We start from the raw sequence: 23,103 nt of genomic DNA, 5'->3' as shown, positions 1-23,103 counted from the left end.
TTCAGTATAAACCTTTAAAATTTAAAAGTCAATCATTTGAGTTGTTTGACTCTTAAATAACTATCAACTCTTTTGGAGCAAGGGTCAATAATTCACAACCTGTCTCTGTAATCAGGATATCATCCTCGATACGAACGCCATATTTGCCTTCGATATAGATACCTGGCTCATCTGTCAATGCCATACCGGCCTTAATAGTTTCTGTAGAAGTCTGGCTAAAGTATGGTTCCTCATGGATATCCAGTCCAATACCGTGTCCAATACCGTGGGTAAAGTAGTCGCCATAGCCTGCCTCGATGATAATATCACGAGGAATTTTATCAAAGTCTCGGAAACCTAATCCTGCCTTAGCCTGGTCAATCAAGGCTTGGTTGGCTTTGAGAACCGTATTGTAAATCTCTGCTTGCTCGTCGCTGACATGGCCCAGATAGATAGTCCGTGTCATATCGCTGACATAGTGGTCGTAGAGGCATCCAAAGTCCATGGTAATAGCTTCTCCCAGCTTCACTGGTTTGTGCATTGGATGGGCATGGGGCTTAGAAGAGTTGATTCCGCTAGCTAGGATAGTGTCAAAAGACAAGCCAGATGCTCCCAACTCACGCATGCGGAAGTCAAGGAAGTTGGCAATTTCAATTTCAGTTTTTCCTGGCTTAATAAAGTCAAGCGCATCGCGGAAAGCTTGGTCTGAGATAGAACAAGCCTTGCGAATAGCTGCAATCTCCGCTTCATCCTTAATCATTCGAAGACCTTCAACAAACTGAGTTTGTGGAAGCAAGTCCAATCCTGCAAAAGCTGCCTGCATACGGTGATAATAAGAGACTGAAATCTCATCTTCAAAACCGATACGAGACAAGCCCATGTCCTTGACAATTCCTGCAATGACAGCCAATTCATCACGGTCAGCCACAATCTCAAAACCACTGGTTTCTTGCTTGGCTGCAATGATATAGCGAGAGTCTGTCACCAAGACCTGACGATCACGGCTGATAAAGACTGTTCCGTTTGAGCCCCAAAAACCAGTCAGGTAATAGACGTTTTTAAGGTTATTGATGATGATGCCATCTAGTTCTTTTTCTTTCATTTTAGCTAGAAATGCTTGTACACGTTTATTCATGATGTAACTTTCCTTTCAAATAGTGTCCTGTGTAGCTGGCTTCATTGGCCGCTACTTCTTCTGGAGTTCCTGTTGCGATGATGGTTCCACCACCGACACCGCCCTCAGGTCCCAAGTCAATAATATGGTCTGCAGTCTTGATAACATCCAGATTGTGCTCAATAACGAGGACTGTATTGCCATCGTCAACAAAGCGAGCCAAGACTTTAAGCAAGCGAGCAATGTCCTCAGTATGCAGCCCTGTCGTTGGCTCATCCAGAATATAGAATGACTTGCCTGTCGAGCGTTTGTGGAGTTCACTAGCCAGCTTCATACGCTGGGCTTCTCCCCCAGAAAGGGTGGTAGCAGGTTGTCCCAATGTCACATAACCAAGTCCCACATCCTTGATAGTCTGAAGTTTGCGTTGAATTTTCGGAATATGTTGGAAAAACTCCACCGCATCATTGACGGTCATGTCCAAGACCTGCGAGATATTCTTTTCCTTGTAGTGAACTTCTAGGGTTTCACTGTTGTAGCGGGTCCCGTGGCAGACTTCACAAGCCACATAAACATCTGGCAAGAAGTGCATCTCAATCTTGATAATCCCGTCACCTGAGCAGGCTTCACAGCGACCTCCCTTAACGTTGAAACTGAAACGTCCCTTCTTGTAACCACGAATCTTGGCTTCATTAGTCTGAGCAAAAAGGTCACGTATATCGTCAAAAACTCCTGTATAGGTAGCTGGGTTGGACCTCGGCGTTCGTCCGATTGGACTCTGGTCAATATCAATCAAGCGGTCTACATGCTCAATCCCCGTAATGGTTTTAAATTTACCAGGTTTGTCTGAATTGCGGTTGAATTTTTGAGCAATGGCTTTTTTGAGGATGCTGTTGATGAGGGTCGATTTCCCTGAACCTGATACACCAGTCACCGCGATGAATTTCCCTAGTGGGAAGCGAGCAGTAACATTTTGCAAGTTGTTCTCACGCGCTCCTGTCACTTCGATAAAACGACCATTACCGACACGGCGTTCTTCTGGTACTGGAATGGCACGTTTACCTGATAAATACTGGCCTGTGATAGACTTGCTGTTGCGAGCTACCTGTTTAGGCGTACCTGCCGCAACAATCTCCCCACCAAAAACACCGGCACCAGGACCAACGTCAATTAGATAATCAGCTTCGCGCATGGTGTCTTCATCATGTTCCACCACGATGAGAGTATTACCCAAATCACGCATCTTTTTGAGACTGGCAATCAGACGATCATTGTCCCTCTGATGAAGACCAATCGACGGCTCATCTAGAATATAAAGGACACCAGATAGGTTGGAACCAATCTGGGTTGCCAAACGAATACGCTGACTTTCCCCACCTGAAAGGGTTCCTGCTGAACGAGACAGAGTCAGATAATTAAGACCCACGTTATTAAGGAAGGTCAAACGATCCTTGATTTCCTTGAGAATAGGTCGAGCAATGATGGCTTCATTTTCAGACAGAGTTAACTGAGAAACTAGCTCCAAATGATCTGCAATAGACAGGTCTGAAATTTCTCCGATATGTGGCCCTTGCTCACCACCCACACGGACAGATAAGGCCTGGTCATTGAGACGGTAGCCGTGACAAGTCCCGCAGGTCAGCTCATTCATGTAGAGACGCATCTGGGTGCGAGTATAATCGCTATTGGTTTCATGGTAACGACGTTTGATATTATTGACAACTCCTTCAAAAGGAATATCGATGTCGCGTACACCACCAAATTCATTTTCATAGTGGAAATGGAATTCCTTTCCATCTGAGCCGTAAAGAATCAAGTTCTTATCTTCTTCTGACAAGTCCTCAAAAGGCTTATCCATATCCACTCCAAAGGCTGTCATAGCCTGCTCTAACATGTTGGGATAGTAGTTGGATGAGATAGGATTCCAAGGTGCTAGCGCCCCCTCACGTAAGGTTTTGCTGGCATCTGGTACTACCAAATCAGTATCCACCTCCAGCTTGATGCCCAAGCCATCACACTCACTACAAGAGCCAAAAGGTGCATTGAAAGAGAAGAGGCGTGGCTCTAACTCTGGGACAGTAAAACCACAAACTGGGCAGGCATAATGCTCAGAGAACAACAACTCAGAGTCGTCCATCGTGTCGATAATGACATAACCTTCTGCAATACGAAGGGCAGCCTCAATGGAATCAAAGAGACGACTACGGATACCCTCCTTGATAACAATACGGTCAACAACGACATCAATATTGTGTTGCTTGCTCTTAGACAACTCTGGCACTTCGGTCACATCATAGACTTCCCCATCCACACGGACGCGGACATACCCATCTTTCTGAACCTTCTCGATAACACTCTTATGTTGGCCTTTTTTCTTGCGGATGACAGGGGCCAAAATCTGCAAGCGCTGGCGTTCAGGCAATTCTAAAACCTTATCCACGATTTGCTCCACAGAAGAAGCTTTGATAGCCCCATGCCCGTTGATACAGTAAGGCGTCCCCACACGCGCGTAGAGGAGACGCAGATAGTCATTGATTTCAGTCGTCGTTCCCACCGTCGAGCGAGGGTTTTTGCTAGTCGTTTTTTGGTCGATAGAAATAGCTGGGCTGAGACCATCAATAGCATCTACATCAGGCTTCTCCATGTTTCCCAAGAACTGACGAGCATAGGCTGACAAACTCTCCACATAGCGACGTTGTCCCTCAGCATAGAGGGTATCGAAGGCCAGACTGGATTTCCCTGAACCTGACAAGCCAGTCACTACAACCAGCTTATCTCGCGGAATCTCCACATCAATATTTTTTAAATTATGGGCACGCGCCCCATGAATGACAATTTTATCTTGCATCTTTGTTCTTTCTAGTCCATTATTGCTTACCATTATACCAAAAAAAGTGAGATTCTATTACCCAAAAGGCTGAATTTGTAGTATAATAGTACGGTGTGAAAAAATCTGAAAAATGAGAAAGGATAAGGGATATGAAACAAGTTTTTCTCTCTACAACAACTGAATTTAAAGAGATCGATACACTTGAACCGGGTACTTGGATCAATCTCGTCAATCCGACTCAAAATGAATCACTCGAAATCGCTAACGCCTTCGATATCGATATTGCCGACCTTCGAGCACCGCTCGATGCGGAAGAAATGTCCCGTATTACTATTGAAGACGAGTACACCCTGATTATCGTAGACGTGCCGGTCACAGAAGAAAGAAATAACCGCACCTACTACGTAACCATCCCGCTTGGTATTATCATCACAGAGGAAACCATTATCACTACGTGTTTGGAACCATTACCAGTCCTTGATGTCTTTATCAACCGTCGTTTGCGTAATTTCTACACTTTCATGCGTTCGCGTTTTATCTTCCAGATTCTCTATCGCAATGCAGAGCTTTACCTAACAGCCCTTCGTTCGATTGATCGCAAGAGTGAACAAATCGAAAGTCAACTGCATCAATCAACTCGTAATGAAGAATTGATTGAGCTCATGGAATTGGAAAAAACCATCGTCTATTTCAAGGCCTCCCTCAAAACAAATGAGCGCGTGATTAAGAAATTGACCAGCTCAACTAGCAATATCAAGAAATACCTTGAGGACGAAGACCTGCTTGAAGATACCCTGATTGAAACCCAACAGGCCATCGAGATGGCAGACATTTATGGAAACGTCTTGCATTCTATGACAGAGACCTTCGCCTCTATCATTTCTAACAACCAGAATAACATCATGAAAACCTTGGCCCTTGTGACCATCGTCATGTCCATCCCAACCATGGTCTTTTCTGCCTACGGGATGAACTTTAAGGATAATGAAATCCCCCTAAACGGCGAGCCGAATGCCTTCTGGTTAATCGTCTTTATCGCCTTTGCTATGAGTGTCTCGCTCACTCTCTATCTCATCCATAAAAAATGGTTCTAAGAGGAGTTCCTATGTCTCAGATTGATCTACAAAAATTAACTAAGAAAAACCAAGAGTTTGTCCACATCGCTACCCAACAATTCATCAAAGATGGGAAAACAGACGCTGAAATCAAGGCTATTTTTGAGGAAGTCATTCCCAAAATCCTTGAAGAGCAAGCCAAGGGTACGACTGCTCGTTCCCTCTATGGCGCACCGACCCATTGGGCTCATAGTTTCACTGTCAAGGAACAATATGAAAAAGAGCATCCAAAAGAAAATGATGATCCAAAACTCATGATTATGGATTCAGCCCTTTTCATCACTAGCCTCTTTGCCCTTGTCAGCGCCCTCACAACCTTCTTTGCGGCAGATCAAGCTTTCGGCTATGGATTTGTTACTCTCCTATTAGTTGGACTGGTTGGTGGATTTGCCTTCTACTTGATGTACTACTTTGTTTACCAATACTATGGACCAGATATGGACCGCAGTCAACGTCCGCCTTTCTGGAAATCTGTACTAGTTATCCTAGCTTCTATGTTCCTTTGGTTGCTTGTCTTCTTTGCAACAAGCTTCCTACCAGCTAGCCTTAACCCAGTACTTGCTCCAGTGCCACTGGCTATTATCGGAGCAGCCCTCCTAGCCCTTCGCTTCTATCTCAAGAAACGCTTGAACATCCGCAGCGCAAGTGCAGGACCAACACGCTATTAAGAAGAATCATAAAAGCAACTGCAGATGCGGTTGCTTTTTCACTTACTTTTTTGATTTTAAAGTATTCTTCTGACATCCCACATAGCTCTATCTAATCTTTTGTGATAAAATAGGTTCAATCTATTTCTAGGAGGATAAAATATGATTTCTACTATTGGTATTGTTAGTTTATCTAGTGGCATTATCGGAGAGGACTTTGTCAAACACGAAGTGGACTTGGGTGTTCAACGTCTCAAGGACCTGGGACTCAATCCTATCTTTTTGCCCCATTCGCAAAAAGGATTAGACTTTATCAAGGACCATCCTGAAGCTCGTGCAGAGGATTTGATTCATGCCTTTTCTGATGATAGCATCGACATAATCCTATGCGCCATCGGTGGAGACGATACCTATCGCTTGCTACCTTATCTTTTTGAAAATAACCAACTCCAAAAGGTTATCAAACAAAAGATTTTTCTTGGCTTCTCGGATACAACCATGAACCACCTTATGTTGCATAAACTAGGGATCAAGACTTTTTATGGCCAATCCTTTCTAGCAGACATTTGTGAATTGGACAAGGAAATGTTAGCTTATAGTCTTCGCTACTTTAAAGAATTGATTGAGACGGGAAGAATCTCAGAAATCCGCCCTAGTGACGTTTGGTATGATGAAAGGACTGACTTCAGTCCCAAGGCTCTGGGGACACCTCGTGTCAGTCATGCAAATACCGGTTTTGAATTATTGCAAGGAAATGCCCAGTTCGAGGGGAAAATCCTCGGTGGTTGTCTCGAATCCCTCTACGATATCTTTGACAACTCTCGATACGCAGATAGCACGAACCTCTGCCAAAAGTACAAACTTTTCCCTGACTTGTCAGACTGGGAAGGAAAAATCCTCTTGCTAGAAACAAGCGAAGAAAAGCCTGAACCGAAAGACTTCAAAAAAATGTTGCGGACTTTAAAGAACACTGGCATATTCGAGGTCATCAGTGGACTCTTGGTCGGAAAACCTATGGATGAAACTTTCTATGACAACTATAAAGAGGCACTATTGGATATTATTGACAGCAACATCCCGATTGTCTATAATCTGAATATCGGACACGCAACTCCAAGAGCAATTGTACCCTTTGGAGTCCATGCCCATGTAGATGCACAGGAGCAAGTCATCCACTTTGACTATAACAAATAAAGCTGGGAAGAATTTCTCAGCTTTTTTCTATATTCTCAGATATTCTAATTACCTATACTCACTGATTCCTGCTTTTCCACTCACAATCATTCTCGTGGTCATCAACTAGCCCTGCAGCCTGTAGAAAAGATAAGACGGCAACTGGGCCTGTGAACTTGAAACCTCTTTTTTTGAGATCTTTGGCTAATTTCTCAGAAAAAGGTGTTTTAGCTGGGGCTTGGCGGTAATCGGGAACATCATTAACGACAGTTTTTCCCTCAACAAAAGACCAAAGATAGGCATCAAAAGAGCCGTACTCTGCCTGTAGTCGTAGAAAGGCTTGGGCGTTAGCGCGTGTAGCAAAAATCTTGGCTCTATTTCGGATGATGGCTGGATTCTCCAGCAAGTCTTCCAGTTCGGTGTCGGTCATCTCTGCGACTGCGTGAATTTGATAGCCATGAAATGCTTCTCGGAAAGCTTGGCGTTTGTTTAGTACCGTTTCCCAAGACAGGCCTGCCTGATAGGTTTCCATACACAATAACTCAAACAATGCTTGGTCATCATGCAGGGATTGACCCCACTCCTCATCATGATAGGCAATGTAGAGCGGATTGGTCATCTTGACCCACGAACAACGTTTTGTCATGCTCTGCTCCTATTTGACCAACATTTTAAGGGCTGACTTGATATAGTTCTCAGCTGTATCTGTCGTTCCTTCAAAGAATTTCTTGATTTTCTTGAGCTCAGTTGCCTTGTAGCCCAGTGCCAACATGGCTTCCATAGCTTCTTCCAGTTCTTGGTTTTCAGCGCTGGCTTGCACTGCCACCTTGGCAGGAAGATCATCTCCTGCAACTACTACCTTGCCTTCCAAGTCCAGCACCATCTGCTGGGCTGTTTTCTTGCCAATTTTAGGGAACTTGGTCAAGTAGGTAATATTCTTGGTTTCGATGGCTTGAACCAGGCCAGCATTGTCATCGGCAGCGATAATAGCAAGAGCTGATACAGGACCAATCCCAGAAACCGAAATCAGACTGAGAAAGAGTTTCTTCTCGTCCTCTGAACGAAATCCATAAAGCAGCTGAGCATCCTCACGCACGACCTGATGCACATAAATTTGAACTTCTTGATTGACCTGTCCTGAATAGGCATAGGGGTTAGCCACATGCAGGATATAGCCGATACCGTTGACTTCAAGAACAATATATTTAGCAGTGATTTTGGTAATGATTCCTTTTAAATATTCGTACATAGTTTTCCTTTTATGCTCAATGAAAATCAAAAGCAAACTAGAAAGCTAGCCGCAGGTTGCTCAAAACACTGTTTTGAGGTTGCAGATAGAGCTGACCTAGTTTGAAGAGATTTTCAAAGAGTATTCGTTTAATATTTCCCCAACTCACGGAGGCTGGTGTGATTTTCCTGAATGCGGCGGAACATCTTTTCCATATCCGACTTGGTAAAATGCACCAAAACAGGACGTCCGTGGGGACAGTTATAGGGATTGTCACATTGAGAAAGCTGATAAAGCAGCTGTCTAGCTGAGTGGTCATCGATACGATGGTTGGCCTTGATAGACCGTTTGCAGGACATCATGATAGCTAGCTCTGCTCGGTATTTCTTGATAGAAACTTCCTTGGTCAAAAGGAGCATGTCGCACATCTCATAGATACCTGACTCAATCTCCTCCTCTGCCATCCAAATAGGATGTTCACGTAAGATGAATTGATTTTCCCCGTACTCTGCTAGAAAGACACCCACTTCCTCCAAAAGTGCCATTCTTTCCTTGAGACGCAGGGCATCATCCGCAGGAAATTCAAAGATGTAGGGCACTAGGAGTTGCTGCTGACTCTGGTCAACATCGCCAATGCTTTCACGATATTCCTCATACTTGACCCGTTCCTGAGCCGCGTGCTGGTCTATGATGTAGAGCCCATCTCGCCCCTGGGCAAAGAGATAAGTCCCGTGCATTTGCCCGAAAAATTCCAACTCTGGGAAGCTTGAAGATTCTTCTCGCTCCAGCTTATCATAGGCCTTATCAAGACTAGCTAGATCTAGCTCTGGATGGTCTAGTTGGTCATAGTTAGCAGGCTTTCTCTCTGCAAAATGCAGTTTTGCTGGCTTGGTCAATTGGTCCAAGGTTTCCTTGGCAAACAGGGTCAAATCCTGTCCTTCATCGGTCAATTCAACCTGATAATCAGCCACCTCGGCTTGACTAGGTCTTGACGGCTCAGTCTTCTCATAGTAGAGCGTATTTTCTTTGAGTGGGAGAATAGTTTGCTCCGCCTTCTCACGATTGCGCACGGTCGATTTGGCAAGATTTTCCAAGGCATCTGGTATCAAGGTTTGTTCCTTGAGACTGTTTGCAATAGCCTCTGAAACCAGCGTCATCAGTTCTTTTTCCTTAGAAATCCGCACCTCTTGCTTGGTCGGATGCACATTGACATCCGCTAGATAAGGATCGATATGGATATGAATGACAGCCAGCGGAAAACGCCCCACCATGAGCTTACTTCCGTAACCATCTAAAATAGCACGATTGAGTAAAAAGTTCTTGATATAACGGCCATTGATGAAGAGACTGATATAGTTGCGGTTGGCTCTAGTTAACTCAGGCAAGGACACAAAGCCAGAAATTTCGAAATCAAGGTCAGAATTCTCAATTTCAATCATCTTCTTGGCACTCGCCAAACCGTAAATCCCTGCGATAGCTTGGCGCAGTTGACCAGTCCCTGCTGTCCGCGTCATTTCTTTGCCATCACTAATCAAGCTAAAGGAAATCTCAGGATGGGCCAAGCCCAGACGGTTGACAATATCAATAATATGAGACAGCTCCGCCTGCTGACTCTTCATATACTTGAGGCGGGCAGGCGTGTTGAAGAAGAGGTCCTCCACACAAACCTTGGTTCCTATAGGACTAGTCGCTGGACTGACTTCTTCAACTTCTCCCCCACGCGCGACTAACTTAGTCCCATGACTTGTACCATCCACCGCCGTCAACAAAGTCAAGACACTGACAGAAGCGATAGAAGGCAGGGCTTCACCACGAAAACCAAGCGTCCGAATCCGAAAGAGATCCGCCTGATTTTTTATCTTACTGGTCGCATGGCGACGCAGGGCCAACTCCACCTCATCGTGGGCAATTCCATGACCATTATCGGTGATTTGGATTTTCTTGAGACCAGCTTCCTCGATCTCAATGATAATCTGGCTAGAACCCGCGTCAATGGCATTTTCTACCAACTCTTTGACCACACTAGCAGGACGTTCAATGACCTCTCCTGCCGCGATCTGGTTTGCCAACACCTCTGGCAATTCAATAATATGAGACATCTTTCAGCCCCTTTCCATATCTATTTTCCTAGAAATTGATTAGTGCTATTATACCATATTTCAGATAGGACAGAAAAGCTGCACCACATAGAAGCCAAATCCTTCCACATAGACAAAGTCCCTTGTAAGGAGGCGTAAAATAGTGTTTAATAGAAATATACAAGAAGTGATCACAATTTTGTATGAAAGACAAGGAGAGAAATTTATGAAAGTAGAACTACAAATTAGTGAAACTTACGAGGAGGAAAAGCTGATTGTCCAAGCACCTCAAGAGACCGAAAAAGTCCAAAAAGTCATCGAGTTCGCAGAAAATCTGGACCTCAAAGAAAAAATCAAAGGGAAAATCGAAGATCAGGTCTATCTAGTTGAGATTGGCAAGATTCAACGCTTCTATATCGAGAATCGGAAGGTTCTGGCAGAAACGGCAAGTCAGACCTACACCATTGATTTACGACTCTATCAGGTTCTTGAACTCTTGCCAAGCAATTTTATCCAAATTTCCCAATCAGAAATCATTAATATCAATTCCATCTCTCACCTCAAGCTCACTCCCAACGGTCTGGTAGAAATTTTCTTGAAGAATGAAAGCTTCACCTACTCTTCACGCCGTTACCTAAAAACCATCAAGGAGAAATTAGAACTATGAAAAAACAAATCTTTCACGACGCTGCTGCTGGTGTCCTCATCGGCCTCATCCTCTCTATCCTCTTTTCACTCATTTATGCACCGAGTACTTATGCCCCACTAAATCCCTACTCTCTCATTGGCCAAGTGATGGCTCAGCATCAGGTTCACGGTGCCCTGGTCCTGCTCTACTGCACACTTATTTGGGCAGCTATCGGTATGCTCTTCAACTTTGGCAACCGCTTATTCAGCCGTGACTGGAGCATGCTTCGTGCCACTCTGACTCATTTCTTCCTTATGCTTGCTGGCTTTGTCCCACTAGCAACCCTGGCAGGTTGGTTCCCCTTCCACTGGATCTTCTATCTCCAGCTTATTATCGAGTTTGCGATTGTCTACCTCATCATTTGGGCTATTCTCTATAAAAGAGAAGCTAGAAAAGTAGACCACATCAATCAACTCTTGGAGCATAGAAAGTAAGAGTTCTGATAAAACTTCTTGGAATAATAAAAAAGCCAAGCCTAAGCTCAACTTTCCAACTCATATAAATCCGCAATAATTGCTGCAACATGCTTGATATCTCCCAGCATTCCTCGCATTTCAAAGTCAGCTAAGACAGGGAAGCCAAAACGTTGACTGTATTGCTTGGCTGTCAGGCAGTATTGGTTATTAAAGTTGCGATTTCCTGAACCAACTACGCCAAAACACTTACTAGCATTGTCACCATAGGCGATAAAATCTCCCACTGGTGTCGTCAAAATCTCTACATCTCCGTTATCCACGCCATTCCCACCTTCTAGGTAGGTTGGCAAAAAAGCGATATAAGGGTGTTCCATCTCATAAAAATCTTGGCCTTCCTTGACTAAGTCCTTGATATGAATCTTTTGAACTTCAATCCCCTCATACTGGGACAAGAGATAGTCTTTCAGGCGTGTCACAAAACTCTCAGTATTCCCACTCAGACTGATATAAACTAAAGAAATTGTCTTCATATTTACCTCCATGATTTTATCTATAATCGAAAAATAACTACCAAGATTGTAACTTGATAGTTATTTTTTGTCAATACTTAGGCAAGTTCTTCTGTTTCCTCTTCTTCAGCCAAGGCTTTTTGCTGACGCCATATCTTGTAGAAGACAAGGGCTAGGAAGAGAACATTGATGACGATATAGAAAATGCTGACAGCTTTTGAACCAATACCCATTGTCAAACGAATAGTTTCATCTTGAACCAGCTGCAAAGCGTCTTGTAAAGTCACATAGGTATAAATCGAACCAATAATGGCTAGCAAAACATAGCCGACATAAGTATAGTTTGCATACTGCAAATTCTTACGAACAAGGAATACAATCGCTACTACCACTAAAATAGCAGATAGTACAACCAAGGCCACATTAAAAATAGAATGAGATGCTTCTGCCACTCTATAGCTAAAATTAATGCTATCTTCTACCTGCTGAGCACTGACCCCTGCAACTTGTTTTTGAGCAGCACGAAGGACTTCTTTACTAGGCAAGGGCTTCAAAAGTTCAAACAGAGACGTAGCTGAAATAAGGGCAGACAAGATGAGCAAGACCCATAGATAAATTGGTTTCTTTTTCATGATAGAACCTCCTGATGTTATTATTGATATTATAGCACTTTTTGTAAAGGGATACAAATATTATAGTGTCGTTTCTACCTGTTTTCGGTAAGCTTTTGGCGATTTTCCGCACAATTTTCGGAACACTTTATAGAAATATCCAACGTTACTGTAACCAACAGCATAACAAATATCTTCGATGCTGTCACTAGTTGAAAGCAAAAGTTGTTGGGCAGCCTTAATGCGTTGTTTGTTTAAAAGCTCTGCGAAGGTCGAATTGGTTTCACGCTTAATCAACTGTCCCAGATAAACAGGATTGATAAAGAGATCCTTACTGATATCCTTGAGGGAAAGTTCTTTCTGATAATCACGCCCAATCACTTCCAGCACACTAACCACATTTTCATTCATACGATATTGCCCAAAGAAGCGAGTCAGAGTTTCCTTGATATAAGGAACCAATTCATCGAAGGATTGAATAGCATGAATGGTTTTGACAATGTCCGTCATATCATCAGCTTTGAGATGTTCAAACAAGTGAAAGACATCCATGACAAACTGGATAAAAAGCTGTTTGGTAATCGGAACACGGGGTGTATTTTCAAGAACCACTTTCTCCAAGAGGTTCAACTCTTCCACGATTTGATTGAGATTTCCCTGAATGATAACCCGATAAATCGGTTCGTAATAGGCGAAGAGACTCTCCGACTGTTTTAGATTTACAGAACCGTAAAAGAGGGCTTTCTCAGCATTCAACTTCCAGCGTTCAAAGTGTTCTTGATAAGGAGCTTCAAAGGGAGTAACGACTAAACCATCTAGGGGTTTATCAGAAATAAAAATCTGCCAGTCTTGACCCAAGACATAGTAGGGAATGGTAAAAGAGCCTTGTTTTTCCTTGGATAGGCCTATCCACCAATTCTCCTCACCTCCTAAATAACTAACAAATCCAGCCTCATCTAAATCTTGACTAAGGGTCTGACTTTTCTTTCCTCTCTCGCCGAGCTGACCTGCAATCTTCTCCAGCAGATTTCCCAACTCTACCTTATCAACAGGCTTGACCAGATAGTCCACCACACTAAGGTTCATGGCTCTTTTTACGTAATCAAATTCCTGATAACCTGAGAGCAGGATATAGGCAGCATCTGGTAAGATTTCTTTCATTTCCCGAATCATATCAAGCCCTGTTTTGTCGGGCATATTGACATCGGAAATGACCACATCGACAGGATTTTCCTGAACATATTCTAGGGCTTCATCGGCATGACTGGCTGTTGCGACGACCTCCATATCCCACTTATCAAAGGGAATCAAACGTTTCAGACCTTCTGTCACCATGTACTCATCATCTACTAATAATACTTTATACATTTTCTCCCTTTCTACTCATCTTGAATTGTAATACGATACTGAACACCTGCTTGCTCTGCAGAATCTATAGTAATAGCATATCGATCCCCAAAATAGAGCACAAAACGCTCATGTACATTGACAATCCCGATAGACTGCTTTTGATCACTGTAACTGGCTTGGTGTTCAAAATGTCTCTGACTTAATTTTTCTCGAATACTTGCCAGCTTTTCAGCCGACATTCCACGGCCATTATCGACCACCAAAATTTCCACAAAACCATCCTGTTTAAGAGCCTTGATGCTAATCACATTATCTGTTCGTCTATGGTCAACACCATGTGCGAAATAGTTTTCTACCAGTGGTTGCAAGGTAAACTTAGGAATCTTCATATTCTCTAACCCTGGGTCTATCTTGAAACCATAGGCAATGGACTTGGGATAACGAACCATGCAGAGATAGCTGTATTTACGGCAAAATTCTAATTCCTGTTTGAGAAGGGTCTCTCTTTCGTCGGAAATATTGTTACGCAACAGGCTACTGAACTCATAAATGATATCTGCCAATTCATCTTGACTCTGCATGACTGCGTACATGCGCAAGAACTCCAGCGTATTATACATAAAATGAGGATTGATTTGAGCCTGTAAAGCTCGCATATTGGCATCCTTTTGACTAAGTTCTAACTGATAAATATCATGGATATTCTTTTCTAATCGATCCAACATATCATTGGTCGTCTCCGCGATTAAGAGCAATTCCTGATCCTTTTCAAGCGTATCAATGCGAAGACCTTCTTGCCCTTGGGCAATAGCTTGGATGGAATCCACCAAATCCACTACCTGCTTTTGATAATTTGAGAAAGTCTTCCTCAAAGTCAGATAGAGAATGACAATAAAGAGAAAGCTCAAACCCACAATCAAAGCAGAGCTGGCAACTGTTCCTTGTAAAACAAAGTTTTTAGGAACTGCCACCTGAACCTGATATCCATGAGAAGTCATACCAACAAACCAGTTCTCATGCTCCCTATTGACCCTCTCACCAATATGAAAAATCTCCGTATCAAAAGGCGATGTCACAGTAACAGCCATCGGGATATGACCTCGGGTATTGTCTACAGCATGGTATAAGATTTCTGGATCCAAGGAAATATAAACAACCCCTATAGATTGATCCGTCGCTGGATCTAAAATAGGAACTCCAAAACTATTGGCCTCCGGTTTAAAGCCTTCCGCAAGTACCGAATGACCCCCTCTCTCATTTCTGCTCGAAACATAAACTTCTTTAAAGTCCTGCAAGACGATTGCAACACCCGTTATATAGTCATTTTGGACATAAAGATCATCAATATTTTCATACAGAGAAATAGAAGTTGACGAAGCTGCTTGATGCTCCAACAGCCAATAAAAATACTCAGAAGTTGACAAGCTAAAGTACTTATAAACCCCTTGTATCCGGTCTTGATTGGCTACTAAATCTTGCGCTAGCTGGGCTGACTCGCGATAATAATATTCCACCTCTTCGACTGTTCGAGTTGTTACACGCTGGGCTACTCTTTGAGCTTCCTTTTCCCGTGAATCCCAGTCAGCGTAAGAGAGTAAGATTGCAAAACTCGCAATAATAATCATCATAACTGAACTGTAGGTTCTTAGAAGCGTATGTAGCCAAAACTGCTTCATTCTATTTTGTCGCCAATTTTTCATGGATACTTTCATAGACCGGTTCCAACATATCACTGATAAAGAAATGCCACATCCCAATTCCTACAAAGAAGAGAAGAGCAGGCATATAGTAACCAATTGCCACAAGTAGCACAGTTCCAAGGAGAACCTTGGCCACAGCTGCTAGACTCATAAAGATGCCAATCAAGGATAGTTTGAGACTATTTCGATAGGACAAGTCAAAATAAACTTGTAGTTTCAAAGACACTGTGTAAGCCAAAAAGAGCAGGACAACTACTAAAACATTCAAGAATGTCGCAATCAAATGAATAATGGTCTGATGAGGCAATTGCACCAAGAGATACAGGCCATAGATTAAAACTAAATCCACCCCTAAAAAGCTATAGAAAATCAGGTTGCTTGAGACGAAATTTTGCTTATAAAGAGACCACGCCTCCTTCAAACTGTATTCCCGAAAGCTATAACCATGTTCTGCATATAGGCTCATCAAGGTGGCACTAGCCGGCGCTAGACCAAGGATAATCCCTCCTGCCAATGTTAATAGCCAAAAGAAGGCTGTCGCAATCATCCCTAAAAAGAAACGATTAAAGACAAAGTCTAAAAATCTACCCATGATATCCCCCTAAAAATAACTATGAAACTATTATATCATATTTCAAGCGTTTTCAAAAACTTCTAGTATCCATTTACAATCCCACCAAACCGTGGTACAATGAGAATTGTGAAAAAATTATCAGGAGACAATTCATGAAAAAATCTATCTTAACTACACTTCTTTTTGCAGTTCTTTACTTCCTCTGCATGGGGATTGGTGTCCTTTTGGGCAATCTCTTTGACCAAACTGGAAACATGTTTTATGCGCCTGCCTTTACTGCCCTTGTCGGCGGTAGCGTCTATATGATCCTGATCGCAAAAGTTCCGCGCTTTGGAGCCATTACCACTATCGGCCTTGTCATTGCCCTCTTTTTCTTGGGAACTAAACACGGTGCTGGTGCCTTCCTTCCTGGAATTATCTGTGGCCTGCTAGCAGATGCAGTAGCTAACCTCGGAAAATACAAGGACCAAACTAAGAATTTCCTTTCTTTCATACTCTTTGCCTTTAGCACATCAGGACCAATTCTAATCATGTGGATTGCGCCCAAAGCCTATATGGCAACCCTTCTAGCAAGAGGAAAATCCCAAGAATATATCGACCGTATCATGGTCGCGCCAAATCCTGGAACCGTCCTTCTATTTATCGCAAGTATTGTCATCGGAGCCCTAGTGGGTGCCTTGATTGGACAAGCCTTGAGTAAAAAATTGGCACAGAAAATCTGATTACCAAAAAAGAGCCAGGTGGCTCTTTTTTATTTATGACTCAATTTCTTAGTCAAGAAATCTCCCAAGAATTGGATTGCAAAGATAATCAAAATGATAATGATGGTTGCCAAGATGGTCACATCGTGATTGTAGCGGTTAAATCCATAAGCGATGGCTACGTTACCGATACCACCAGCTCCAACCGCACCAGCCATAGCTGTTTCCCCAACAAGGGAAATCAAGGTCACAGTTGTCACACGGATCAAATCTGGAAGACCTTCTGATAGGTAAACACCTACGATATCCCAGAATGTCGCTCCGCTAGCTTGAGCCGCCTCAATGACACCACCATCCAATTCAGCCAAGACAACCTGCACCTGACGGGCAAAGAAGGCAAAGACTGCAAAAGATAGCGGTACAATAGCCGCATTTGGACCAATGCTTGTTCCTACGATTAGATGAGAGAAGGGTGACAAGACTGCCAAGAGAATGATAAATGGTACCGCACGGAAAATAGAGGTAATCTTATCCAAAATCCAAAAAACAACTTTATTTTCCAAAACACCACCTGGCGCGGTCAAGACAAGGAAGAGACCTGCCACTAGCCCCAAGAACCCTCCGATGATGAAGGAAAGGACTGTCATATAAAGGGTTAGGTAGATGGCTGTTCCCCAGCCTGCTTGACCAGCCCAGCCCATTTTATAGACATTTGGTAAATAGGTTTGAATCAATGATTCCATCTTACTGTCCTCCCTTCAATACTTTTAGCTGTACGCCTGCTTGACGAATGGCTTCTTGAGCACCTGCCAGCGCTGCTTTTTCACCTGACAAGACCACCACTAATTCTCCAACAGGAGTACCATCGAGAATTTCGATATTCCCATAGAGGATATTAGCCGTTACTTGGTAATGCTTGTACAATTCATTCAAAAGTGGCTCGTCTGTTGAAGCTCCAGCGTACTTGAGTTGCACCAAGAGACTGTTTTCAGACAAGTGTTCCACGATTTCTTGTTTCTCGATTTTGACCATGGCTTCGTCAATACCTGTAGCTGTTGAGATAAAGTCTTGGGTCAAGGGTTGTTTAGGGTCTGAGAAGATTTCAAGGACGCTGCCCTCTTCAATCAAATGCCCATCCTGCATGACTGCAACACGGTTGGCAATGTCTTTGACAATCTGCATTTCATGCGTAATCAAGACAACAGTCAAGCCTAATTTTTGGTTCAAATCTTGCAACAAGGCCAAAATCTGCTTGGTTGTCTTAGGATCAAGGGCGGAAGTTGACTCGTCTGAAATCAAGATTTTTGGATCATTTGCCAAGGCACGCGCAATGGCTACACGCTGTTTTTGCCCTCCAGATAGTTGTGAAGGGTAGTTTTCAGCACGGTCTGCCAAGCCAACCAAGTCCAACAACTTGGCTACTTTAGCCTTCTTTTCTTCCTTGCTGAGTCCAGAATGTTTAAGGGCGAAGGCTACATTCTCCTCTGCTGTCTTTTGGCTCATCAGATTAAAATGCTGGAAAATCATCCCGATATCTTGACGTTTACGACGCAACTGCTCGGCCGTCAAGGTCACCTTGTCATCAAAAATCACATCGTCGTCAATGGTGATTTTCCCTGCAGATGGTTTTTGCAAGAGGTTAATCACCCGTACAAGGGTTGATTTCCCTGCTCCAGAATATCCAACGATTCCGTAGATATCCCCTTCTTGGATGTGAATAGTCACATCCTTGACCGCTGTGATAGTTCTCTTCTTTTGGTGAAAAGTCACATCGATCTGATCTAACTTGATAATATCTCTACTCATAGCTCCTAATCAGCTCCTCTACTAATTCAATATGGGTGTAATAATCGGCGATTCGCACGTTCTCATCTCCACCGTGGTCTCGACTATTGGCATTTCCTAGACCGAAGGCCACCATTGGCACCTCTAGGGCATCAAAGACTGTATGCATAGGCCCTGTCCCAGCTGTAGTCGGCAAGACTGAAACGCCCTGTGGATAGAATTTCTTAGCCAACTCGATTACATTGAGAATGGCTGGCGCGCTCATATCGCTTCGATAGCTCATCTCTCCCAAGGTATAGTATAATTCTACCTTATCAAAGCCATTTTTGTCTAGCTGTTTCCGAATTTTTTCCAGAACATCATGCGGTTCTAGACCAGGAACCAAACGAACTTCTAACTTAGCACTAGCTTCTGCAGGCAAAATCGTTTTAACCCCTTGTCCTTGGTAACCTGACTGAATCCCTTCGATATTGAGAGCAGGTTCAAAAAAGAAGCGTTTTAGAAAGGCTGCACGGTCCTCTTGTAAGAGAGGCAATTCCAAACCATAAATCTGGCTGATTTCCCCTGGATTTCGTTGAGCATAGGTATCCACCAAGGCCAATTCACGTTCATTTGGCTCTTGTACTTCTTCGTACAAACCTTCAACCAAGATACGGCCATCTGCAGCGCGAAGAGACTGTAAGGCTTGAAGGAGATACCAGGGAGCTGACTCCACAACCCCACCATAACTCGAGTGGATATCCACATCAGCACTTTTCACCTTGGCATCAAAGGTCACAATCCCCTTATTTCCACCAGAAATTTCTAGCTGTTCCAAGGCATTTTTGGTCCCTTGTTCCCAGACCAACAAATCTGCGCCACGGAGTTTATCCGCATGTTTTTCCAGATACTTATCTAGGTCTGTCGAAGCTGATTCCTCCGCTCCCTCCATGATAAAACTGATATTGACAGGCAAATCATCATGGTGCTGCATATATTTTCTCAAAGCACTCAAACGAGCTGTGATATGACCCTTATCATCGTCAACCCCACGCCCATACATGAAGCCATTACGCACCGAAAGCGTAAAAGGCTCCTCTGTCCAGACCTGATCCCCATCCGCTGGCACAGTGTCATAGTGGTTATAGAAAATCAAGGTCTTGGCATCTGGACGCGAACTCTTGAAATGCGCCATGACAAAGGGCGCCGTGTAAGTCTCATCAATCTCCACTTCAGCCCCAACACGCTTGAAAATCTCACCCAGATAGTTGGCAACTTCTTTGAGACCCACCTGCTGGGCAAAGACCGATTTCTTAGAAATCAAGGTACGCAAAACCTCAAAATAATGCTGGGCTACATGATCCTTTTCAAATTTTTCAATCTGTTCTTGTTCGCTAGGAAAAACCATATTCTCTCTACCTTTCTATAAACTACTCTTCCTGACAATCCATGCTCTATACAAAAGCAAGAGGTGGAATTTTCTCTCCCACCTCCCTGTTTCTTATTACCAAACTGGTTGATCCAAACCGTCTGATGTTTCTTCGATAACTTTTTTCACTTCATCTGTATGGTAAGCTGCAACAACTTTCTTGATAGCATCAGCTTTTGGTGATGATTCCCAATCTTTTTTCGCAACGATGATGTTGTACCATTGTTTTGAGTTTTCATCAGCTTGTTCTTTGAAAAGTGCTTTCTTATAGTCCAATTTCGCTTCTGTAACGAAGGTATTGTTTACAACGGCAGCGTCAACTGATGACAATGAACGAGCTGTTTGGCTAGCGTCCAATTCAGTGATTTTCAAGTTCTTTGGATTTTCTTTGATGTTAGCAACTGTTGCAAGAGCAGTTCCTGAAACGTCCAATTTAATCAAGCCAGCTGATTGAAGCAAGTAAAGCGCACGGCTTTCGTTTGTAGCATCGTTCGGTACAGCGATTTCTCCGTTTGCTGGGATGTCTTCTACTTTAGTGTACTTGTTGTCACTTCCATTCAAACCTGAGTAAAGGCGAATTGGAGAGATGTAAGTATCTGCAATCGCTACAAGGTCTTTCCCGTTTTCTTTGTTCCAGTTGTTCAAGAAGTTATAGTGTTGGAAAGCGTTCAAGTCTACTTCGCCATCAGCAGTTGCCTTGTTTGGTTGTGAGTAGTCTGTGAACTCTGTAAATTCCAAAGTGATGCCGTCTTTTTTAACCAATTCTTGAATTTTGTCCCAACGTTTTTCTTCAGAACCGCTACGGTTAACAGTTGCGATTTTGATAGTTGTCGCATTGTCTGCTTTCTTTTCTGAGTTTCCGCAAGCTGCAAGAGCCAAACCTGCGACTGTAGCAAGAGCTGCTACACCAAGCCATTTTTTGATTTTCATGATTCTTTCTCCTTAAAAATAATACCGTACTAGTATCTCACAATTTGTTTGATTTCACAAATTGTTATTAGATAATCAGATATATAGTTTAAAACTATGACCCTAAAAACTGAGAAATCACCCTTCTTCATCAGAATGGATGATTTCAAGAAATTATTTAATATCAGCTTCTGCTGGTAGGTAAGTGTCTCCGAAGAATTGTTTAGACAATTTTTCAAGCGTTCCATCTTTGTAAAGTTCTTGGATGCGTTTGTCTACAAATGATTTCAACTCATCTTGACCTTGAGCAAGAAGTGGGTAAACGTACGGTTGTTGGTCACTTGGAAGTTCGATGACTTTCAAGTTGTCCAAACCTTGGTTCTTGATGACTGTTTCAACACCGATTTTATCAAAAATCTTATAGTCAAATTGGCCATCGCTCAAACGTACCATGATTTGTTGGAAGTCTGCCTTAGTATAGTTAAGGATAGTTGGGTTGTCCGGGTGTTCAGCGTTGTATGCTTCTAACTGCTTAGCTGATGTAGTGGCTTGAACGACTTCCGTCGATTTTCCACCGATATCAGCGAGAGACTTGATGCTAGAGTCGTCTTTCTTCACTACAAGGACATTAGGGTTTTGGGCAATTGGTGCGGCATAGAGGTATTTCTCCGCACGTTCTTTAGTGTAGCTAAGATTGTTGACAGCCATATTGTAACGGTCAGCGTCAAGACCAGCAAATACACCTGACCATTCTGTCTTTTCAAACTTAACATCATACTTGTCAGAATCTTTAAAGATAGCGCGAACGACTTCAATCTCGTAACCAGTCAATTCACCATTTTCTTCATAGATAAATGGTTTTGGTGAGCCATTGGTTGCAACGATGATTTCTTTCTTGCTAGCTGCTTCTCCTTCTTTCTTAGCACCACCTGAGCAAGCTGCTAAAACACCTGCAGCAACAAGGCCTAAGGCAGCAAGAGATGAGTATTTAACGATTTTTTTCATTTCATTTCCTCCAAAATAGAATACCTTATAATCTTAACAGAAAAAGACCATTTACGCCATTATATGATATCTATCTCTGTGATAGGTTTTCTTTATGGCTGATTTAAAAGACCAAACGCAAGACGGCAATCAAGACTACTCCGAAGAGAACCGTTCCGACTAGATTGCGATAACGAAATGCTACCCAAGCCGTCGGAAATACTGCTAAGAAGTCCAGCCATTTGATTTGAGGAAGACTACCAACCTTGCCTGTTACTACACTTGAAAGAATCAAGGCAAAGATAATAGAAACGGGCAAGAACTTCAAAAAACGCTCAACGATTGCAGGCAAGCCCTTATACTTGACTAAGATGAAGGGAATCATACGGGGAATCCAAGTCACCAATCCAGAGAAAATAACTGCTAATAAAAGATACTTACTGACCATCTAATACCACCCCCATTGTACAACCAAGTAGCGTCGCAAACAGAACAGCTAGTGACTGAGACACCACTGTTAAGAGTAAAAAGAAGGACACCGCAACAACTGCTAGGATAATGAGCAGATTGCGGACAGGAATTCGTCTTTGCATAATCTGGAATTGCGAAGCAAAAATTCCGATGAACATCCCAACCAGGGCAAAATCCAAACCAAAGATTTCTGGATTTGGCAGCAGACCACCCAGAGCCGTTCCGACAACTGTTCCCACAAACCAAGCTACATAGCTGTTGAGATTGTTTCCGTGCATCCACATAGGATTGACCTTGTCTGTATGGGCCAATTCGCCCATCAAAACGCCATAAGTCTCATCCGTCAAGAGACTAGACATACCGATATTTTGCCAGAGACTGGTATGACGGAAATAAGTTGACGCATGCAAACTCAATAAAAAGAGACGCAAATTAATCAAAAAGACCGTCATAGCAATGGCTGCTACAGGTGCTTGAACCGCAATCAAGGCTAACATGGCAAACTGGGCACTCCCAGCATAAACAAAGAGACTCATCAAGCCCATCTCAACAGGTGTCACATAGGGCGCACCGATAATCCCACAGGCAAGGCCAATACTGACATAACCAAGGGCTGTTGGCATAGCTGCCTGCGCCCCCTCCCAAAATCCTTTTTCTTTCATCTTTCTCCTCATATTGTCTTAATAAATAAGCTGAATCAATTCCAGCCACAGCATGGACTATTATAACACATTCAGGAAAGAGAAAAAAGTCTGCTGATTGTGGCCATCATAAAAGACTGGCAGTCCAGTCTCAAACATATATTATACAAATTCTCTGCTAAATATTTTCACTAA

23 protein-coding genes are annotated in these 23,103 nt (G+C 43.0%); 6 read left to right on the top strand and 17 right to left on the bottom strand.

The annotated features are described in order from the left end of the window. Window positions 1-52 precede the first annotated feature (52 nt). Together N8O43_RS05875 and uvrA are read right to left on the bottom strand one after the other, a co-directional pair. Window positions 53-1,114 carry a M24 family metallopeptidase gene (locus N8O43_RS05875; protein ID WP_261089735.1) on the bottom strand — a complete coding sequence of 354 codons (1,062 nt, stop codon included), beginning with the start codon at window positions 1,112-1,114 and terminating at the stop codon, window positions 53-55. Beyond that, a complete protein-coding gene (gene uvrA / locus N8O43_RS05870) occupies window positions 1,107-3,938 on the bottom strand; it encodes an excinuclease ABC subunit UvrA (RefSeq protein WP_261089734.1) in 2,832 nt (943 codons plus the stop codon). The genes N8O43_RS05875 and uvrA overlap by 8 nt, the downstream gene beginning before the upstream one ends. Window positions 3,939-4,069: 131 nt before the next feature. On the opposite strand from uvrA, the gene N8O43_RS05865 reads away from it, so the two are divergent. The 3 genes from N8O43_RS05865 (at window position 4,070) to N8O43_RS05855 (ending at window position 6,876) form a co-directional block, all read left to right on the top strand. Further along, window positions 4,070-5,014: a magnesium transporter CorA family protein gene (locus tag N8O43_RS05865; protein ID WP_000815623.1), complete on the top strand. Its 945-nt coding sequence runs from the start codon at window positions 4,070-4,072 to the stop codon at window positions 5,012-5,014. An 11-nt stretch (window positions 5,015-5,025) separates the two neighbouring features. Next, complete coding sequence (locus tag N8O43_RS05860; protein ID WP_049487391.1) at window positions 5,026-5,703, top strand: DUF1129 domain-containing protein; 678 nt, start codon at window positions 5,026-5,028, stop codon at window positions 5,701-5,703. A 141-nt stretch (window positions 5,704-5,844) separates the two neighbouring features. Next, entirely contained in the window at window positions 5,845-6,876 is a 1,032-nt protein-coding gene (locus N8O43_RS05855) for a S66 family peptidase (RefSeq protein ID WP_261089733.1), read from the top strand. 58 nt (window positions 6,877-6,934) lie between these two features. On the opposite strand, the gene N8O43_RS05850 is transcribed toward N8O43_RS05855, so the two are convergent. The 3 genes from N8O43_RS05850 to mutL all read right to left on the bottom strand — a co-directional run bounded on the left by N8O43_RS05850 (window position 6,935) and on the right by mutL (window position 10,182). Continuing rightward, the gene (locus N8O43_RS05850) at window positions 6,935-7,501 is read right to left on the bottom strand and encodes a DNA-3-methyladenine glycosylase I (protein ID WP_261089732.1); all 567 of its coding nucleotides are present in this window, start codon (window positions 7,499-7,501) and stop codon (window positions 6,935-6,937) included. A gap of 9 nt (window positions 7,502-7,510) precedes the next feature. Continuing rightward, on the bottom strand, window positions 7,511-8,104 hold the full coding sequence (gene ruvA / locus N8O43_RS05845) for a Holliday junction branch migration protein RuvA (RefSeq protein WP_261089730.1): 594 nt from the start codon (window positions 8,102-8,104) through the stop codon (window positions 7,511-7,513). A gap of 128 nt (window positions 8,105-8,232) precedes the next feature. Continuing rightward, window positions 8,233-10,182 carry a DNA mismatch repair endonuclease MutL gene (gene mutL / locus N8O43_RS05840; RefSeq protein ID WP_261089729.1) on the bottom strand — a complete coding sequence of 650 codons (1,950 nt, stop codon included), beginning with the start codon at window positions 10,180-10,182 and terminating at the stop codon, window positions 8,233-8,235. 205 nt (window positions 10,183-10,387) lie between these two features. On the opposite strand from mutL, the gene N8O43_RS05835 reads away from it, so the two are divergent. After that, the gene (locus N8O43_RS05835; protein ID WP_261089728.1) at window positions 10,388-10,828 is read left to right on the top strand and encodes a LytTR family DNA-binding domain-containing protein; all 441 of its coding nucleotides are present in this window, start codon (window positions 10,388-10,390) and stop codon (window positions 10,826-10,828) included. Then, window positions 10,825-11,283, top strand: coding sequence for a DUF3021 domain-containing protein (locus N8O43_RS05830; RefSeq protein ID WP_261089727.1), 459 nt, complete (start codon window positions 10,825-10,827; stop codon window positions 11,281-11,283). The genes N8O43_RS05835 and N8O43_RS05830 overlap by 4 nt, the downstream gene beginning before the upstream one ends. Window positions 11,284-11,330: 47 nt before the next feature. On the opposite strand, the gene nrdI is transcribed toward N8O43_RS05830, so the two are convergent. The 5 genes from nrdI to N8O43_RS05805 form a co-directional block, all read right to left on the bottom strand. Continuing rightward, window positions 11,331-11,795: a class Ib ribonucleoside-diphosphate reductase assembly flavoprotein NrdI gene (nrdI, locus tag N8O43_RS05825; protein WP_084887788.1), complete on the bottom strand. Its 465-nt coding sequence runs from the start codon at window positions 11,793-11,795 to the stop codon at window positions 11,331-11,333. 77 nt (window positions 11,796-11,872) lie between these two features. Further along, window positions 11,873-12,406, bottom strand: a complete 534-nt coding sequence (locus tag N8O43_RS05820; RefSeq protein WP_023946835.1) for an ABC transporter permease — start codon at window positions 12,404-12,406, stop codon at window positions 11,873-11,875. A gap of 60 nt (window positions 12,407-12,466) precedes the next feature. Continuing rightward, entirely contained in the window at window positions 12,467-13,753 is a 1,287-nt protein-coding gene (locus N8O43_RS05815) for a response regulator transcription factor (RefSeq protein WP_261089723.1), read from the bottom strand. 11 nt (window positions 13,754-13,764) lie between these two features. Next, window positions 13,765-15,435: a sensor histidine kinase gene (locus N8O43_RS05810; RefSeq protein WP_314726009.1), complete on the bottom strand. Its 1,671-nt coding sequence runs from the start codon at window positions 15,433-15,435 to the stop codon at window positions 13,765-13,767. Continuing rightward, window positions 15,413-16,027, bottom strand: a complete 615-nt coding sequence (locus N8O43_RS05805) for a YesL family protein (protein ID WP_261089722.1) — start codon at window positions 16,025-16,027, stop codon at window positions 15,413-15,415. The genes N8O43_RS05810 and N8O43_RS05805 overlap by 23 nt, the downstream gene beginning before the upstream one ends. A gap of 134 nt (window positions 16,028-16,161) precedes the next feature. Here N8O43_RS05805 and N8O43_RS05800 point away from each other — a divergent pair, with 134 nt between their 5' ends. Then, the gene (locus N8O43_RS05800) at window positions 16,162-16,731 is read left to right on the top strand and encodes an MptD family putative ECF transporter S component (RefSeq protein WP_261089721.1); all 570 of its coding nucleotides are present in this window, start codon (window positions 16,162-16,164) and stop codon (window positions 16,729-16,731) included. Between the two features lie 29 nt (window positions 16,732-16,760). Here N8O43_RS05800 and N8O43_RS05795 read toward each other — a convergent pair whose 3' ends face one another. From N8O43_RS05795 to N8O43_RS05765, 7 genes are all read right to left on the bottom strand, one after another. Beyond that, window positions 16,761-17,453: a methionine ABC transporter permease gene (locus N8O43_RS05795; RefSeq protein WP_000444647.1), complete on the bottom strand. Its 693-nt coding sequence runs from the start codon at window positions 17,451-17,453 to the stop codon at window positions 16,761-16,763. Window position 17,454: 1 nt separating this feature from the next. Further along, entirely contained in the window at window positions 17,455-18,516 is a 1,062-nt protein-coding gene (locus N8O43_RS05790) for a methionine ABC transporter ATP-binding protein (protein ID WP_125386325.1), read from the bottom strand. Further along, window positions 18,509-19,882 (bottom strand): M20 family metallopeptidase, encoded by a 1,374-nt coding sequence (locus N8O43_RS05785; RefSeq protein WP_261089720.1) that lies wholly within the window; start codon window positions 19,880-19,882, stop codon window positions 18,509-18,511. The genes N8O43_RS05790 and N8O43_RS05785 overlap by 8 nt, the downstream gene beginning before the upstream one ends. A gap of 96 nt (window positions 19,883-19,978) precedes the next feature. Beyond that, entirely contained in the window at window positions 19,979-20,833 is an 855-nt protein-coding gene (locus N8O43_RS05780; protein ID WP_020902669.1) for a MetQ/NlpA family ABC transporter substrate-binding protein, read from the bottom strand. Window positions 20,834-20,986: 153 nt separating this feature from the next. After that, on the bottom strand, window positions 20,987-21,817 hold the full coding sequence (locus N8O43_RS05775) for an amino acid ABC transporter substrate-binding protein (protein ID WP_045612396.1): 831 nt from the start codon (window positions 21,815-21,817) through the stop codon (window positions 20,987-20,989). Window positions 21,818-21,920: 103 nt separating this feature from the next. Further along, the gene (locus N8O43_RS05770) at window positions 21,921-22,244 is read right to left on the bottom strand and encodes an AzlD domain-containing protein (RefSeq protein ID WP_000253936.1); all 324 of its coding nucleotides are present in this window, start codon (window positions 22,242-22,244) and stop codon (window positions 21,921-21,923) included. Next, entirely contained in the window at window positions 22,234-22,929 is a 696-nt protein-coding gene (locus N8O43_RS05765) for an AzlC family ABC transporter permease (RefSeq protein WP_000659743.1), read from the bottom strand. The genes N8O43_RS05770 and N8O43_RS05765 overlap by 11 nt, the downstream gene beginning before the upstream one ends. Window positions 22,930-23,103 lie beyond the last annotated feature (174 nt).

Source organism: Streptococcus mitis, from assembly GCF_946190335.1.
Classification (GTDB): domain Bacteria; phylum Bacillota; class Bacilli; order Lactobacillales; family Streptococcaceae; genus Streptococcus; species Streptococcus mitis_CH.
The sequence above is the reverse complement of the archived record's forward strand: the minus strand, read 5'-3'. Positions and strand labels throughout refer to the sequence as shown.

Bases quoted from the DNA above. Each gene is read 5' to 3' on its own strand.
- ruvA (WP_261089730.1), bottom strand. From the start codon at position 8,104: ATGTACGAATATTTAAAAGGAATCATTACCAAAATCACTGCTAAATAT.
- uvrA (WP_261089734.1), bottom strand. From the start codon at position 3,938: ATGCAAGATAAAATTGTCATTCATGGGGCGCGTGCCCATAATTTAAAA.
- N8O43_RS05860 (WP_049487391.1), top strand. From the start codon at position 5,026: ATGTCTCAGATTGATCTACAAAAATTAACTAAGAAAAACCAAGAGTTT.
- N8O43_RS05805 (WP_261089722.1), bottom strand. From the start codon at position 16,027: ATGGGTAGATTTTTAGACTTTGTCTTTAATCGTTTCTTTTTAGGGATG.
- N8O43_RS05785 (WP_261089720.1), bottom strand. From the start codon at position 19,882: ATGGTTTTTCCTAGCGAACAAGAACAGATTGAAAAATTTGAAAAGGAT.
- nrdI (WP_084887788.1), bottom strand. From the start codon at position 11,795: ATGAAGACAATTTCTTTAGTTTATATCAGTCTGAGTGGGAATACTGAG.
- N8O43_RS05810 (WP_314726009.1), bottom strand. From the start codon at position 15,435: ATGAAAAATTGGCGACAAAATAGAATGAAGCAGTTTTGGCTACATACG.
- N8O43_RS05815 (WP_261089723.1), bottom strand. From the start codon at position 13,753: ATGTATAAAGTATTATTAGTAGATGATGAGTACATGGTGACAGAAGGT.
- N8O43_RS05855 (WP_261089733.1), top strand. From the start codon at position 5,845: ATGATTTCTACTATTGGTATTGTTAGTTTATCTAGTGGCATTATCGGA.
- N8O43_RS05865 (WP_000815623.1), top strand. From the start codon at position 4,070: ATGAAACAAGTTTTTCTCTCTACAACAACTGAATTTAAAGAGATCGAT.
- N8O43_RS05830 (WP_261089727.1), top strand. From the start codon at position 10,825: ATGAAAAAACAAATCTTTCACGACGCTGCTGCTGGTGTCCTCATCGGC.
- N8O43_RS05795 (WP_000444647.1), bottom strand. From the start codon at position 17,453: ATGGAATCATTGATTCAAACCTATTTACCAAATGTCTATAAAATGGGC.
- N8O43_RS05790 (WP_125386325.1), bottom strand. From the start codon at position 18,516: ATGAGTAGAGATATTATCAAGTTAGATCAGATCGATGTGACTTTTCAC.
- N8O43_RS05835 (WP_261089728.1), top strand. From the start codon at position 10,388: ATGAAAGTAGAACTACAAATTAGTGAAACTTACGAGGAGGAAAAGCTG.
- N8O43_RS05780 (WP_020902669.1), bottom strand. From the start codon at position 20,833: ATGAAAATCAAAAAATGGCTTGGTGTAGCAGCTCTTGCTACAGTCGCA.
- N8O43_RS05850 (WP_261089732.1), bottom strand. From the start codon at position 7,501: ATGACAAAACGTTGTTCGTGGGTCAAGATGACCAATCCGCTCTACATT.
- mutL (WP_261089729.1), bottom strand. From the start codon at position 10,182: ATGTCTCATATTATTGAATTGCCAGAGGTGTTGGCAAACCAGATCGCG.
- N8O43_RS05765 (WP_000659743.1), bottom strand. From the start codon at position 22,929: ATGAAAGAAAAAGGATTTTGGGAGGGGGCGCAGGCAGCTATGCCAACA.
- N8O43_RS05800 (WP_261089721.1), top strand. From the start codon at position 16,162: ATGAAAAAATCTATCTTAACTACACTTCTTTTTGCAGTTCTTTACTTC.
- N8O43_RS05875 (WP_261089735.1), bottom strand. From the start codon at position 1,114: ATGAATAAACGTGTACAAGCATTTCTAGCTAAAATGAAAGAAAAAGAA.
- N8O43_RS05820 (WP_023946835.1), bottom strand. From the start codon at position 12,406: ATGAAAAAGAAACCAATTTATCTATGGGTCTTGCTCATCTTGTCTGCC.
- N8O43_RS05770 (WP_000253936.1), bottom strand. From the start codon at position 22,244: ATGGTCAGTAAGTATCTTTTATTAGCAGTTATTTTCTCTGGATTGGTG.
- N8O43_RS05775 (WP_045612396.1), bottom strand. From the start codon at position 21,817: ATGAAAAAAATCGTTAAATACTCATCTCTTGCTGCCTTAGGCCTTGTT.